Below are 12,700 nucleotides of genomic sequence, written 5' to 3' on the forward strand. Positions count from 1 at the left end.
ATGGGATCTGAGATAAACGCGGGCCTGGCGCAGAGGCTGAGCTCCCCGAACCCCTTCGCGCTGGTCACCTCCTGGGATGGGAGCAAGACCAACGTGATGGCCCTGTCCTGGTGGACCTATTGCAGCAACCATCCCCTGACGCTGGCGGTGTGCATCGGGGAGCGGAGCTATTCCGGAGAGTGCATCGCGAAGGAGGAGGAGTTCTGCCTCTGCCTCCCCGGCGAGGGACTGAAGGGAGCGGCCCTGGCGGCGGGGACCCGTTCCGGCCGGGACCGGGACAAGGCGGCGGAGCTGGGCATCGCCCTGACGCCGGCGGAAGCCGTGGCCCCGGCCTATGTGGAGGACAGCCGCCTGGTGCTGGAGTGCCGGGTGAAGGCGTCGCTGTCCCTGGGCGACCACCGCATGTTCATCGCGGAAGCGGCGGCGATGCATACGAAAGAAGACGTGAAGAACCTGATGGCGGCAGACGGATACGCCAGGCTGACGGCGGTGGAGCTCCGCCGGGACTGACGGACCAAGGCGGGGCCCGCGGGGCCCGGAGCCTGGGGGAGAGAGGACCGCTGTAGGACGGAGATGGGCGGCGTCCATCGGCGCCGCTCACGGTCTCCTGCGCCCTTTTTGCCCCCAGATCCCGGTCACGCCGGGGCGGGACGCCGATTATCGAAGGAGGGAACCTATGAAGATCGAGGAGAGATTGGAAGCGCTTGGGATCGAGCTGCGGGCCTTGGAGGCCCCGGTGGCGAACTACCTGCACGCGAAGGTCTTTGGCGACTGCATCTATGTTTCCGGCTGCGCGCCGGTCAAGGACGGGGTGTCCCTTTACCGGGGCAGGCTGGGCCGGGACCTGACCGTGGAGGAGGGCTATCAGGCCGCCCGGGAGGCGGCGGTCAACCTCATCAGCGTTTTGAAGTTCGAGCTGGGCGACCTGGACCGGGTCACCGGCATCGTGAAACTCCTGGGCTTCGTGGCCAGCGCGGACGACTTTTTCCAGCAGCCCGCGGTGATCAACGGCGCCTCGGACCTCATGGTGGAGGTCTTCGGCGACGCGGGCCGCCACGCCCGCGCCGCGATCGGCGTCAACGCCATCCCGGGGGATCTCCCGGTGGAGATCGAGATGATCGCTCAGTTCCGGGACTGAGCGGAGGAGGAGAGCGGCTATGTGGACCAAAGAGCTGTTCGGCGTCGAGAAGCCGATCATCGCGCTGCTGCACCTGAAGGCCCTGCCGGGCGATCCCGGCTATGACCGGGAGGAGGGCATGGCCGGGGTCCTCCGCCACGCCGGCCGCGACCTGGCGGCCCTCCAGGAGGGCGGGGTGGACGGCATCCTCTTCGCCAACGAGTTCAGCACGCCCTTCCAGACGGCGGCGCCCTATGCCCTGCCCTGCGCCATGGCGTGGGTGATCGGCAGGCTGCAGGGTTCCATCCGGGTCCCCTTCGGCGTGAACGTGGTGTATAACCCCATCGCCACCATCGACCTGGCGGCGGCCACCGGGGCCAGCTTCGTCCGCAGCGCCTTCAGCGGCAGCTATATGGGGGAGTACGGCGTGATGCACGCGGACCCCGCCGCCGCCGTCCGCCGGAAGATGGAGCTGGGGGCCGGGGATCTGAAGATGCTGTACAAGATGAACCCGGAGTCGGACGCGTATCTGGTGCAGCGGGACCTCCGGGCGGTGGCCAGGTCCATCATCGGCTCCTGCGCGCCGGACGGGCTGTGCGTCTCCGGGGCCAGCGCGGGCTCCGAGACCTCCGACGAGCTGCTGGAGTCCATCCACCGCGCGGCGGGGGAGGTGCCCGTGTTCTGCAACACCGGGTGCAGCATCGAGACCGTGGGGAAGAAGCTGAGCATCAGCGACGGCGCCTGCGTGGGGACCACCTTCAAAAAGGACGGCGCGCTGCACAGCGACGTGGACGTGGAGCGTGTCCGGGCGTTCATGGAGGAGGTGCGGGCCATCCGGGAACGCTGCCATGGCTGAACGGGTGCGCACGCCCTGCTATATGGGCATCGACACGGGCACCTATGAGACCAAGGGGGTGCTCCTGGACGCCGGGGGCGCGGTGATCGCCCAGGCCGCGGCGGCCCATGCGCCGGAGTCTCCCCGGCCCGGCTATTTCGAGTGCGACGCGGAGGAGGTCTTCTGGGAGGACCTGTGCCGCGTGTCCAGGCGCCTGCTGGAGACGGCGGGGGTCTCGGCGGAGGATGTGTCGGTCCTGGGCATCAGCGCCATGGGGCCGGACGTCATCTGCGTGGACGGGGACGGCCGCCCCCTGCGCAAGGCTATCCTCTACGGCGTCGATTCCCGGGCGTCGGAGGAGATCGCCTGGCTGAACGGGTATTACGGGGAGGAGCGGGCGTCGGAGCTGTACGGCCACCGGATCTGCTCGGACGACGGCGCGCCGAAGATCCTCTGGATCGAGCGGCACGAGCCGGAGGTCTATGCGAAGGCCCGCTATTTCCTGACGGGGACGTCCTTCCTCTGCGCGAAGCTCACCGGCCGCTATGTGATCGACGCCTTCCTGGCGCAGGCGGACTTCCGGCCCCTTTACGACGGCGCGGGGCGGATCAGCGGCGAGTGCCGCCTCTACTGCCGGGAGGACCAGCTGGCCCCGGCCCGGCCCGCCCACTCCATCGCGGGGACGATCACGCCGGGAGCGGCGGCCCGGACGGGCCTTTCCACCAAGACCCGCGTCATCACCGGCACGGGGGACTCCACGGCGGAGTCCATCAGCTGCGGCATCGTCAAGCCCGGGAACCTGATGATCCAGCTGGGTTCCACCATGTTCCTTTATTACTGCTCCGACCGGGACGTCCGCAGCGAGAAGATCCACGGCGGCAGCTTCGTGGTGCCGGGGACCTATAAGCTCTCGGCGGGCACCAACGCGGCGGGGGCCCTGACCCGGTATATCCGGGACAGGTTCTACACGGATCTCGTGGAGGAGGAACGGGCCGGGGGAGAGGACGCCTTCCGCCGGATGGCGGAGCTGGGCGGGCGCGTCCCGGCGGGCAGCGAGGGGCTCCTCATGCTGCCCTACCTGGCTGGGGAGCGCGATCCCATCCACGATCCGGACGCGGTGGGCATGCTCTTCGGCCTGACCCTCCGCCACACCCGGGACCATATCTACCGGGCGGGACTGGAGGCGGTGGCCTATTCCGCGAAGCAGATCCTGGCCTGCATCGAGGAGCTGGGGCTCCCCATCGGCACGATCATGGTGGTGGGGGGCGGGAGCCGGAACGCGCTGTGGCTCCAGATCCTCTCCGACGTGCTGGACCGGCCGGTGCACACGCCGGCGGTCTCCCTGGGCGCGTGCTACGGCGGGGCGCTGCTGGCGATGCTGGCGGACGGGGCGCTGCGGGACTATGACGAGCTGGCCGAGCGCATCGCCCGAGGGGGGACCTGGCTGCCCGACGGGGAGCGGGCGGCGCTTTACGCCCGATATTTCGAGATCTACAGGGGACTCTATCCAAAGACCTGCGAGCTGATGCACCGGCTCTGCGGAGCCGGGGATCGATGAAAGGAGCATCTGATATGGAAAGATCAGGAAAGATCGTCCGGGCCATCGAGGCGAAGACCATCATGGACGAACAGGAGCTGTTCCGGGAGTATTTCCACACGGAGAAGATCACGGTGGGCGTGTCCAGGCTCCGCCCCGGCGCCGTGGGGGGGCTGGACACCGGCCACGCCGAGGCGGACGAGGTGTTCTACTGCGCGGCCGGCCATGTCCTGTGCTATTTCCCGGAGGACGACAACTACTATGAGCTGCTGGCGGGGGACGCGCTGCTGATTCCGCCGGCCACGGGGCACAAGCTCTACAACATCGGGGACGAGGACGCGGTGATCGTGTGCAGCTGCGCGCCGCATCCCTGAACGAAGGAGGAGCGAGGCTATGGCAAACTATATCATCGGCCTGGACCTGGGCACGACGGCCCTGAAGATCGCCATCTTCGATCAAGACGGCAGATCCATGGGCGTCTCCACCCAGGAGTACCAGCTGATCACGCCCGAGGTCAACTATGTGGAGGAGGACCTGGAGGTCTATTGGGACTCCTTCAAAAAGGGCCTGGGGGCGCTGCTGGAGGAGACCGGCGCGGATCCGGCGTCCATCGTCGCCCTGGCCATGAGCGCCCAGGGGGAGACCCTGGCCTTCCTGGATGAGGAGGGCCGCCCCCTGCGCAACGCCATCGTGTGGCTGGACAACCGGGCGCAGGCCCAGGCGGACGAGCTGCGCAGGGCCCTGGGCGGCGACGAGGTCTGCTACCGCAGGACCGGCCAAGTCAGCTTCGAGGCCTGCTGGCCTGCCTCCAAGATCTTGTGGGTCCGGGAGAACGAGCCGGAGATCTTCGCCAGGACGGCGAAGTTCCTCCTGCTGGAGGATTACTTCATCTACCGCATGTGCGGCAGGTACGTGGCGGAGGGCTCGCTCCTCTGTTCCACTACCTATTGGGATATCAACACCAAAAAATACTGGCCGGAGATGCTGCAGGTGCTCGGCATCCGGGAGGACCAGCTCCCCGAGATCCGGGAATCCGGCGAGACGGTGGCCCCGCTGCTGCCGGAGATCGCCCGGGAGCTGGGGCTGACCACGGACTTGATGGTCTGCACCGGCGCGCTGGATCAGGCGGCCGGGGCCATGGGCGTGGGCAACGTGCGGGAGGGCATGATCTCCGAGAACATCGGCGCGGCCCTGGCCATCTGCGTCCCGGTGGACAAGCCGGTGTTCGACCCCAACCGGCAGATGCCCCTGCATTATTTCCCCCTGCCGGACACCTATATGATCCACACCTTCACCAACGGCGGCATGACCCTGCGCTGGTTCCGGGACGTGTTCTGCCAGGCGGAGCTGGACGTGGGCGGCCTGTCGGGGACGGACGCCTATGACATCATCGGCCGGGAGGCCGCCCAGGCGCCCCCGGGCAGCGACGGGCTCATCCTGCTGCCCCATCTGGCGGGCTCCCTGGCCCCGGACGTGAAGTCCAGCGCCAAGGGCGTGTTCTACGGCTTCACCCTGCTGCACAAGAAGGGGCATTTTGCCCGGGCCATCATGGAGAGCCTGGCCTATATCGTCCGGCGGAACCTGGAGGCGCTGGAGAGCATGGGGATCCGGGTGAGCGAGATCCGCTCCCTGGGCGGCGGGTCCAAGAGCCCGGTCTGGAACCAGATCAAGGCGGACGTCCTGGGCTGCAAGCTGATGACCATGACCACGAAGGAGGCGGCCTGCCTGGGCGCGGCCATCCTGGCGGGGAAGGCCGTGGGCCTGTTCCCCAGCGTCCAGGAGGCCGTCGAGGGCATGAGCCATGTGAAGGAGGAGTACTTCCCCGACCCGGAGGTCAAGCCGGTCTACGACCGGTGCTTCGCCGGGTATAAGGATCTTTTCAAGAGCCTGGACGGGATGTTTGACCAGTATTGACGGCTTGGGACGAGCCGGCTATTTTGAACATGAAAGAGAGGACACATACCATGAGACCTGAACTGATCGTCATGCTGACCCATAACGACCGGACCGTGGAGGACGCCATCGAGATCTACCAGGAGTGCCGGAACAGCAAGGCCAAATTCTGGGGCTTCAAAGAGGTGGGCCTGCCCCTGGACAAGATGAAGGAGCTGTGCGCCATGATGAAGGCCGACGGCAAGACCACCTTCCTGGAGATCGTGGCCTATACGGAGGAGGAGTGCCTGGCCGGGGCCCAGTACGCCGTGGACTGCGGCTTCGACTACCTGATGGGCACGATGTACTTCGACTCCGTGCGGGACCTGGTGCGGGGCGCGGGGATCAAGTACATGCCTTTCGTGGGCGACGTGCGGGAGCGGCCCAGCGTGGTCTACGGGACCATCGAGGACACCATCCGGGAGGGCGTGGAGCTGACGAAGTCCGGGAAGGTCGACGGCATCGACCTGCTGGGCTACCGCTTCGTGGGCGACGCGGTGAAGCTGAACCACGACTTCGTGGAGGCGGTCCAGCCCTATGGCCCGGTGTGCCTGGCGGGCAGCGTTTCCAGCTATCAGCGTCTGGACGAGGTGGCCTACGCCGGGGCCTGGGCGTTCACCATCGGCGGGGCCTTCTTCGAGAACAAGTTCGAGGGCACCTTCGCCGAGCAGATCGACAAGGTCGTCGACTATATGGCCGCGAAGTGAGCCGGGACGGCGGGAGCCCCGGCGGGAGGAGGAGCACATGAAATTTGGATGCATGTCCCTGGACTTCAAGCGGTTCCCCCTGGAGCATTGCTTCCGGCTGGCGGGGGCCTACGGCATGGACGGGCTGGAGATCTTCTGCGCCAGGAAGCACCTCCACCTGCCCAGCTTCACCGCGAAGGACGCGCAGACGATCCGGGGATATGAAAAGCGCTATGGCGTGGAGGTCCCCATGCTGACCCCCAACACCCTGGGGCAGGACCTGAACATCTGCTCCGACGACCCCGCCGAGCGGGAGGAGGCCCTGACGCTGCTGAAGCGCGGCGTGGACGCGGCGGAGATGATCGAGGCGCCGCGGCTGCTCATCACCGCGGACCACCCGGGCTTCTTCCGGGACGACCGGGAGGTCTGGTCCGTCCTGGTGGAGAGCGTGAAGGAGCTGACGGCCTATGCGGAGGGGAAGGGCGTGCGGATCGTCATGGAGCCGGTGACCCCCATGGAGAGCCCGGTGGTGACGACGGCCCGGGACTGCCTGCGGCTGTTCCAGGACGTGGACAGCCCGGCCCTGTACGCCATGCTGGACGTGGTGCCCCCGGTGGTGGTCCACGAGCCCTTCTCGCAGTATTTCGAGCTGCTGGGAGAGCGGATGGATTACATCCATATCTGCGATACGGACGGCGTGACGGACGCCCATATCCGCCTGGGGCGGGGGGTGCTGCCGGCGGCGGACGCGATCAACACCTTCCTGCACCACGGCTATCAGGGCTATGTCACCGCAGAGCTCTATACGGAGGGCTTCCGGGATCCGGAGCTGATGCTGTCCAACACGGCCCGGGCCCTGGGGCAGATCCGCGCGGAGCTGGGCCTTTGACAGGCGTGCCCCCAGTTGTTTTGAAAGGACGTACGATCGATATGTTGAAACTGACACCCTATGAACAGCAGATGCTGGACGGCGAGTTCGGCCGTTATAAGCAGATCGCCATGGAGCAGGTGGTGAAATACGCCAAGGTGCTGGGGGCGGAGGAGCTGATCCCCATCACCAAGGTCCACCTGAACATGGGCATCCCGCCGCTGGATTACGGCGTGGACGACGACTTCAACGAGGCGTTCCGCCGGGTGTACATGGCGGTGGACGAGAAGATCCGGTTCGAGGGCTTCTCCCCGGAGTGCTTCGTCCAGACCGACGGCGGCGCGGTGGACCAGTATGACCCCAAGCCCATGCGGCATCCCCAGGCGATGTGCGACCTGAACCGCGAGCGGGAGCTGATCTCCGCCAGGGGCGGCACCAGCATCGTGGGCTCCTGCACGCCGTACCTGGCGGGCTGGCTGCCCATGCGGGGGGAGCACTTCGTCACCACGGAGTCCAGCAACGTGCTGTTCTGCAACGCGGTCCTGGGCGCCATGGGCAACGCCAACGGCACCGCCTCCTGCGCCTGGTCGGCCATCACGGGCCGGGGCCCCAAGTGGGGCCTGCACATCCCGGAGAACCGCCATGCCGCCGTGGAGTTCAAGGTGGAGTGCCGCTGCGAGACGCCCCAGGACTGGGACGTGATCGGCTATACCCTGGGCCGGATGTCCAAGCTGAACAAGATCCCCGTGCTGACGGGGGAGTTCCACGGGCTGGACATCATCCGGCTGAAGCGGATGTTCTCCGCCATCGCCACCACCAGCGGCCTGGAGATGCTGCACATCGAGGGCTTCACCCCCGAGGCGCCCACCAAGGAGGCCGCCCTGGGCGGGAAGACCGACTGGCCGGTGTACCACATCACCCAGGAGGAGTATGACGAGTCCTTCCGGCGGCTGTGCGACAAGGGGAGCGCCCCGGTCCAGCTGGTCTCCTGCGGCTGTCCCCACTATACCCTCCAGGAGATCCGGGACTGCGCCAACTATATCCAGGGCAAGCACGTCAAAGAGGGCGTGACGCTGATCTTCTGGACCAACGCCTCCATCCGGGAAGCGGCCCGGCTGTCCGGCTATCTGGATACCATCGAGGCCGCCGGGGCCACCATCGGCACCAACGGCTGCCCGCTGGTGCAGGGGGCCGCCTGCTATGAGGGCGTGACGGGCATGGCGGTGGACGCCGCCAAGCAGGCCCACTACAACCGCTCGTATCTGAAGGACGGGCATATGTTTTACGGCACGATGGAACAGTGCGTGGACGCGGCGGTGAGCGGCGTTTGGGAGGAACGGTGACATGGGAAAGACGATCGTGATCAAGGGCCGCCCGGCGCTGGGCGGCGTGGCGGAGGGCTATGCCATGGTCTGCCCCAACAGCATCCAGGGCTGGGCGGGCATCGACCCGAGGAGCGGCAAGATCCTGGAGAAGGGGCACGTCCACGAGGGGGAGCTGTATGACGGCAAGATCCTGGTGGTCCCCTGCTCCCGCGGCTCCTGCGGCTGGTCCTGCCAGTTCCACGGGCCGCTGGACAACCTGAACATGCGCCCCGCCGGCTGGGTGGTGACCCAGATCGACTCCAAGATCGGCACCGCCGCCGTGATCGTGGACCGGCCGATGGTGGCCGACTTCACGGACGTGGACCCCTGCGAGGTCATCCGGGACGGGGACTATGTGGTGGTCAACGGGGACGACGGGACCGTCACCATCACGCGGGAAGGATGACCCCAAAAAAATTTTGAACGATAAAGGAGCGACGAGCATGAGCAAGCCGATGGTGAAATGGGAGTACAAGGAGCTGATCGCGGGCTCCGCCAAGCGGTTCTACAAGGACCACTGCAGCCCCGCCATGGACTCCGGCGACATGAGCATCAAGGATGTGGAGAGCGGCCTGATCTACATCTATCCCCGGCCCCATGACGGTTTCGAGATCACCAGCTGGGACATCCTGAAGCCGGAGAACGTGGTGGTCGTGGACAGTGAGGGCAACTATGTGGAGGACAACGGCTACCTGGCCACCGTGGAGCTGCCGATGCACCTGGCCATCTACAAGGCCCGGCCCGACATCCATGTGATCCTCCACAGCCACCCCATCTGGTCCTCCATCTACTGCGCCTGCGGGAAGAACATCCCCCTGACCCTGGCGGAGCAGGCGCTGTATCTGGGCGGTGAGATCGTCTGCGCGGAGTACGGCCTGGTGGGCAGCCAGGAGATCGCCGACAACGTGGTCAAGGCCCTGGGCAAGGACAAGCGGGCGGCGCTGATGCGCAACCATGGCTCCGTAGTGCTGGGCAACAGCTTCGCGGAGGTGTTCGCCCTGTCCGGTTACCTGGAGCACGGCGCCCAGGTGGCCATCTTCGGCCAGCTGCTGGGCGGCGTGATCGAGGTCGCGCCGGACAATATCTTAGATCCCAGCCTGATGTGAGTATGAAAGGGCCCCGCCCTCCGGATGGAACATCCGGAGGGCGGGGCCTCTCCATGCGCGTCCGCCGCTCCCGCCGGCCTGCTGTCCGGGGGCTTGGCCCCCTTGGCCGGCCCCCGGGTGGGATGCCGGGGATGGGAGGCGGGGCCCGGCGCTCCCATATGCAAATTTTGCGGAAACGTTTAGGGGATATGTAAAATATACAAAGGGAAACCGCGCCGGCGGGACGCTTTATGTAGAAAATGTCAAGAACGGATTGACAGGAGGGGTGAGAGGACCTATCATGATGGGGATACCTCCGCCGGGATGGAGGGAAAACAAGGAGGAGTCCGAGATGAAACATACACCTGCGAAGATCCTGTCACTGCTGCTTGCCTTCGCGATGCTCCTGCCCCTGCTGGGGGCCGGCGCCTCGGCCAAGGAGGACGCGGGAGGCTGGTGGACGGAAGAGGTCTGGGACACGGAGACGCTGGTCTCCCTGGGTGCGGAGATCCCCACCTATGACCCCGCCGGGAAATGTTATGAGATCGGCACGCCGGGACAGCTTTTGTACCTGTCGGGCAGCTGGAAGGCGGACGACACGAACGGGGACGGCCGGCCCGACGCGCCCCGGGACGGGCACTATGTGCTGACGGCGGACCTGGACATGGGCCCGCTGATGGAGAAGATCGGCAAGGCGATCACCGCCGCCTCCGGAGAGGAGACGGAGGGCTTCATGCCTCCCATCTCCGGGGTCAAGAAGGAGAACGCCGATAAGACCGACGGCTGGTTCCAGGGAGAGATCGACGGCCGGTATCACACCATCTCGGATCTGCGGATCTGCCGGACGGAGGAGAAGTATGCCGCCTTGGTAGGGTATCTGGGCGACGAGACCTTCACCAGCCCCGCCATCCGGCGGCTGGGCCTGGTCGACCTCGAGATCGAGGGCAAGAAGACCTGCGGCGCGTTCGCGGGCGTCAGCTTCGGCACCATCGAGGACTGCTTCGCCACCGGCTCCATCAAGGCCAAGGAGACCACGGGGGGCCTCGTGGGGAAGTGCGAGGGCGCCGTGCGGGACTGCGTCTCCTACATGGATGTCAAGGCCAAGGAACTGGTGGGCGGCATCGCCGGATCGATCGAGACCGGCGGCTCCGTGGAAAACTGCTACGTGGGCGGCTCCGTGAAGGTCTCCAATGACGGCAAGGTCTCCGCGGGCGGCGTCAGCGGCGCCTTCGCCGCTGCCGAGGGCCTGGAGGGCACGGTCTGCGTGGTCAAAGAGGTCTCCGGCGAGGAGGGGGCCCAGGACATCGACCGCTTCGTAGGGACCCTGGCCAGCGAGAGCGGGGCCAACATCGCCCGCAACTACGTGTGGGAGGGCATGGTCCTCTCCGGCGACCGGCCCCTGGAGCATCCCGACCGGGAGATCTTCACGAGCGTCGGCGCCAAGGCCCTGCAGGGCCGCGCCCTGTACGAGGGGACCCTCGGATGGGACTTCAAGGATACCTGGGCCTGGGTAGGCGGGCCCGACGCGGGCTATCCCATGCCCGCCGGCTTCGTCAAGGCCGGGAACGCCCCGGGACTGGGAGTGGCCGGGGACCTGGTGATCGAGGAGCCCGTCCTGCTGCTGGACGATGTGCTGGTGGACTGGGTGGCCAAGGGCACCCTCCCGGAGATCGAGGTCCGGCTCCTGCTCCCCGAGGGGAAGACGGCCGAGAGCGTCAAGGTCTTCTACAGCAAGGATCCGGAGGCGTTCACCGATTCCGTGGACGTGACGGGGAGCGGCAAGGCGGAGCTGCCCCTGAAGGCCCCCGGACAGTATTATTACTACGCCGCCGCCGTGGTGGACGGCGAGACCGTCAGGGTCCCCGCGGATCCCTCCGCGTCTTTGCCCCTGGAGGTGGACGACGGCGTGATCGACGCCGATCCCCGGGAGATCCTCTGCCAGGTGGGCGAGACCTATGCCGAGGTGGGCCTCAACTGGCTCACCGACCCCGCCGTGACGGATTCCAAGGTCTGGTACCGGGTCAAGGGCGAGAGCGCCTGGCAGACCGTCAAGGGCGAGAGCGTCCTCCACTATCTGGACGAGGGCTGGGAGGAGACCCAGAGCCACTCCGCCGTCCTCACCGGATTGGAGGCAGGGACCACCTATGAATACTCCGTAGGCGGGACCTATCAGGGCAGGGACTGCCGCAGCGAGGTCCACAGCTTCACCACCCTGCCGGAGTCCGGGGCCTTCACCTTCATGCAGTACGGCGACCTCCAGGCGGAGGAGCCCTCCGGTTACGACCCCTTCCTGGACACCATGGAACAGTTCGTGGCCAAGCTGCCCCTCCAGCCGGACTTCCTGCTGAACACCGGCGACATGGTGGACGCGGGGTATAAGAGCGCCCAGTGGGCGGACTACTTCGACAAGCTGGGCGGCCACATGGCGGACCGGCTGAACATCCTCCTCCCCGGCAACCACGAGAACGCCGGCGACCTGCTCTACAAGCAGTACGGGGCCCGGACCAGCCTGCCCAACGAGGCGGAGTACGGCCCCCTGGAGGGCACCGGCTGGTGCGTCATCGGCGACGCCTGCTTCGTCTTCATCAATGCCGACCCCTACTCCGGCCGGAAGGGCGCGGACATCGAGGCGGACCGGGCCAAGTTCTTCGCCGAGCAGGCCGCCTGGGCCAAAAAGGTCTATGAGGAGGCGGACTGCACCTGGCGCATCATGGCGGCCCACGTGGGCACCTATATCGTGAACTTCAACGACCCCGCCGACTATCCCTATATCCCCGCCCTGTGCGACGAGCTCCAGGTGGACCTGTATATGAACGGGCACGACCATGAGTATATCCGCACCACGGCCAAGGGGGACGAGGTCGTGGATATCGGGGAGGGCACCACGTTCATGACTTGCTCGTCCCTGGGCGAGAAGCTGGACGAGTTCGAGGAGGACACCGCCGGCGGCAAGTTCGCGGTGGTCCACAAGGACGGCGCGGAGAACTCCCAGCAGATCTTCAGCATGGTCACCGTGGACGGGAGCGGCATCCATGTCACCGCCTACCAGAGAGGCGAAGCGGAGGACTGGTCCAAGTTCGACGTGATCGACCAGTATGACATCACCTCCAGCCTCAGCAAGGGCGCGGTGAAGGGCCAGGCCGCGGCCTGAGCTCCTGGACAGGGATGGTACATTAAAGAAGGATGAGAGAGGTCCTCAGAGCGTCAAAAAAGTAGAGAAGACTTCCTCGACGGGAAGGAAGAGAGTTACGAGAGGGACCCAGGAAGGGTCCCTTT

General features: G+C 66.4%; 12 protein-coding genes. All 12 read left to right on the forward strand.

Going from position 1 to position 12,700, the window contains the following annotated elements:
- The 12 genes from QZ332_RS06155 to QZ332_RS06210 all read left to right on the forward strand — a co-directional run bounded on the left by QZ332_RS06155 (position 1) and on the right by QZ332_RS06210 (position 12,575).
- Complete coding sequence (locus tag QZ332_RS06155; RefSeq protein ID WP_295763669.1) at positions 1-510, forward strand: flavin reductase family protein; 510 nt, start codon at positions 1-3, stop codon at positions 508-510.
- A 166-nt stretch (positions 511-676) separates the two neighbouring features.
- Positions 677-1,138 (forward strand): RidA family protein, encoded by a 462-nt coding sequence (locus tag QZ332_RS06160; protein ID WP_295763671.1) that lies wholly within the window; start codon positions 677-679, stop codon positions 1,136-1,138.
- 19 nt (positions 1,139-1,157) lie between these two features.
- Entirely contained in the window at positions 1,158-1,973 is an 816-nt protein-coding gene (locus QZ332_RS06165) for a BtpA/SgcQ family protein (RefSeq protein ID WP_295763673.1), read from the forward strand.
- Positions 1,966-3,510, forward strand: coding sequence for an FGGY-family carbohydrate kinase (locus QZ332_RS06170; protein ID WP_295763675.1), 1,545 nt, complete (start codon positions 1,966-1,968; stop codon positions 3,508-3,510). Before QZ332_RS06165 ends, QZ332_RS06170 begins: the two co-directional genes overlap by 8 nt.
- Positions 3,511-3,524: 14 nt before the next feature.
- Entirely contained in the window at positions 3,525-3,863 is a 339-nt protein-coding gene (locus QZ332_RS06175; protein WP_295763677.1) for a cupin domain-containing protein, read from the forward strand.
- 19 nt (positions 3,864-3,882) lie between these two features.
- The gene (locus QZ332_RS06180) at positions 3,883-5,403 is read left to right on the forward strand and encodes an FGGY-family carbohydrate kinase (protein WP_295763679.1); all 1,521 of its coding nucleotides are present in this window, start codon (positions 3,883-3,885) and stop codon (positions 5,401-5,403) included.
- A gap of 50 nt (positions 5,404-5,453) precedes the next feature.
- Complete coding sequence (locus QZ332_RS06185; protein WP_295763681.1) at positions 5,454-6,128, forward strand: hypothetical protein; 675 nt, start codon at positions 5,454-5,456, stop codon at positions 6,126-6,128.
- Positions 6,129-6,165: 37 nt separating this feature from the next.
- A complete protein-coding gene (locus QZ332_RS06190) occupies positions 6,166-6,996 on the forward strand; it encodes a TIM barrel protein (RefSeq protein WP_295763683.1) in 831 nt (276 codons plus the stop codon).
- Positions 6,997-7,037: 41 nt separating this feature from the next.
- Positions 7,038-8,318, forward strand: a complete 1,281-nt coding sequence (locus QZ332_RS06195) for an aconitase X (protein ID WP_295763685.1) — start codon at positions 7,038-7,040, stop codon at positions 8,316-8,318.
- A 1-nt stretch (position 8,319) separates the two neighbouring features.
- Complete coding sequence (locus QZ332_RS06200) at positions 8,320-8,745, forward strand: aconitase X swivel domain-containing protein (RefSeq protein WP_295763687.1); 426 nt, start codon at positions 8,320-8,322, stop codon at positions 8,743-8,745.
- Between the two features lie 37 nt (positions 8,746-8,782).
- The gene (locus QZ332_RS06205; protein ID WP_295763689.1) at positions 8,783-9,445 is read left to right on the forward strand and encodes a class II aldolase/adducin family protein; all 663 of its coding nucleotides are present in this window, start codon (positions 8,783-8,785) and stop codon (positions 9,443-9,445) included.
- 331 nt (positions 9,446-9,776) lie between these two features.
- Entirely contained in the window at positions 9,777-12,575 is a 2,799-nt protein-coding gene (locus tag QZ332_RS06210; RefSeq protein ID WP_295763691.1) for a metallophosphoesterase, read from the forward strand.
- The last annotated feature ends 125 nt before the right edge of the window (positions 12,576-12,700 follow it).

Source organism: uncultured Oscillibacter sp. (assembly GCF_910584465.1).
Taxonomy (GTDB): domain Bacteria; phylum Bacillota; class Clostridia; order Oscillospirales; family Oscillospiraceae; genus Oscillibacter.

Excerpts from the sequence above, each read along its gene's own strand:
- QZ332_RS06155 (WP_295763669.1), top strand. The coding sequence starts at position 1 with ATGGGATCTGAGATAAACGCGGGCCTGGCGCAGAGGCTGAGCTCCCCG.
- QZ332_RS06160 (WP_295763671.1), top strand. The coding sequence starts at position 677 with ATGAAGATCGAGGAGAGATTGGAAGCGCTTGGGATCGAGCTGCGGGCC.
- QZ332_RS06165 (WP_295763673.1), top strand. The coding sequence starts at position 1,158 with ATGTGGACCAAAGAGCTGTTCGGCGTCGAGAAGCCGATCATCGCGCTG.
- QZ332_RS06170 (WP_295763675.1), top strand. The coding sequence starts at position 1,966 with ATGGCTGAACGGGTGCGCACGCCCTGCTATATGGGCATCGACACGGGC.
- QZ332_RS06175 (WP_295763677.1), top strand. The coding sequence starts at position 3,525 with ATGGAAAGATCAGGAAAGATCGTCCGGGCCATCGAGGCGAAGACCATC.
- QZ332_RS06180 (WP_295763679.1), top strand. The coding sequence starts at position 3,883 with ATGGCAAACTATATCATCGGCCTGGACCTGGGCACGACGGCCCTGAAG.
- QZ332_RS06185 (WP_295763681.1), top strand. The coding sequence starts at position 5,454 with ATGAGACCTGAACTGATCGTCATGCTGACCCATAACGACCGGACCGTG.
- QZ332_RS06190 (WP_295763683.1), top strand. The coding sequence starts at position 6,166 with ATGAAATTTGGATGCATGTCCCTGGACTTCAAGCGGTTCCCCCTGGAG.
- QZ332_RS06195 (WP_295763685.1), top strand. The coding sequence starts at position 7,038 with ATGTTGAAACTGACACCCTATGAACAGCAGATGCTGGACGGCGAGTTC.
- QZ332_RS06200 (WP_295763687.1), top strand. The coding sequence starts at position 8,320 with ATGGGAAAGACGATCGTGATCAAGGGCCGCCCGGCGCTGGGCGGCGTG.
- QZ332_RS06205 (WP_295763689.1), top strand. The coding sequence starts at position 8,783 with ATGAGCAAGCCGATGGTGAAATGGGAGTACAAGGAGCTGATCGCGGGC.
- QZ332_RS06210 (WP_295763691.1), top strand. The coding sequence starts at position 9,777 with ATGAAACATACACCTGCGAAGATCCTGTCACTGCTGCTTGCCTTCGCG.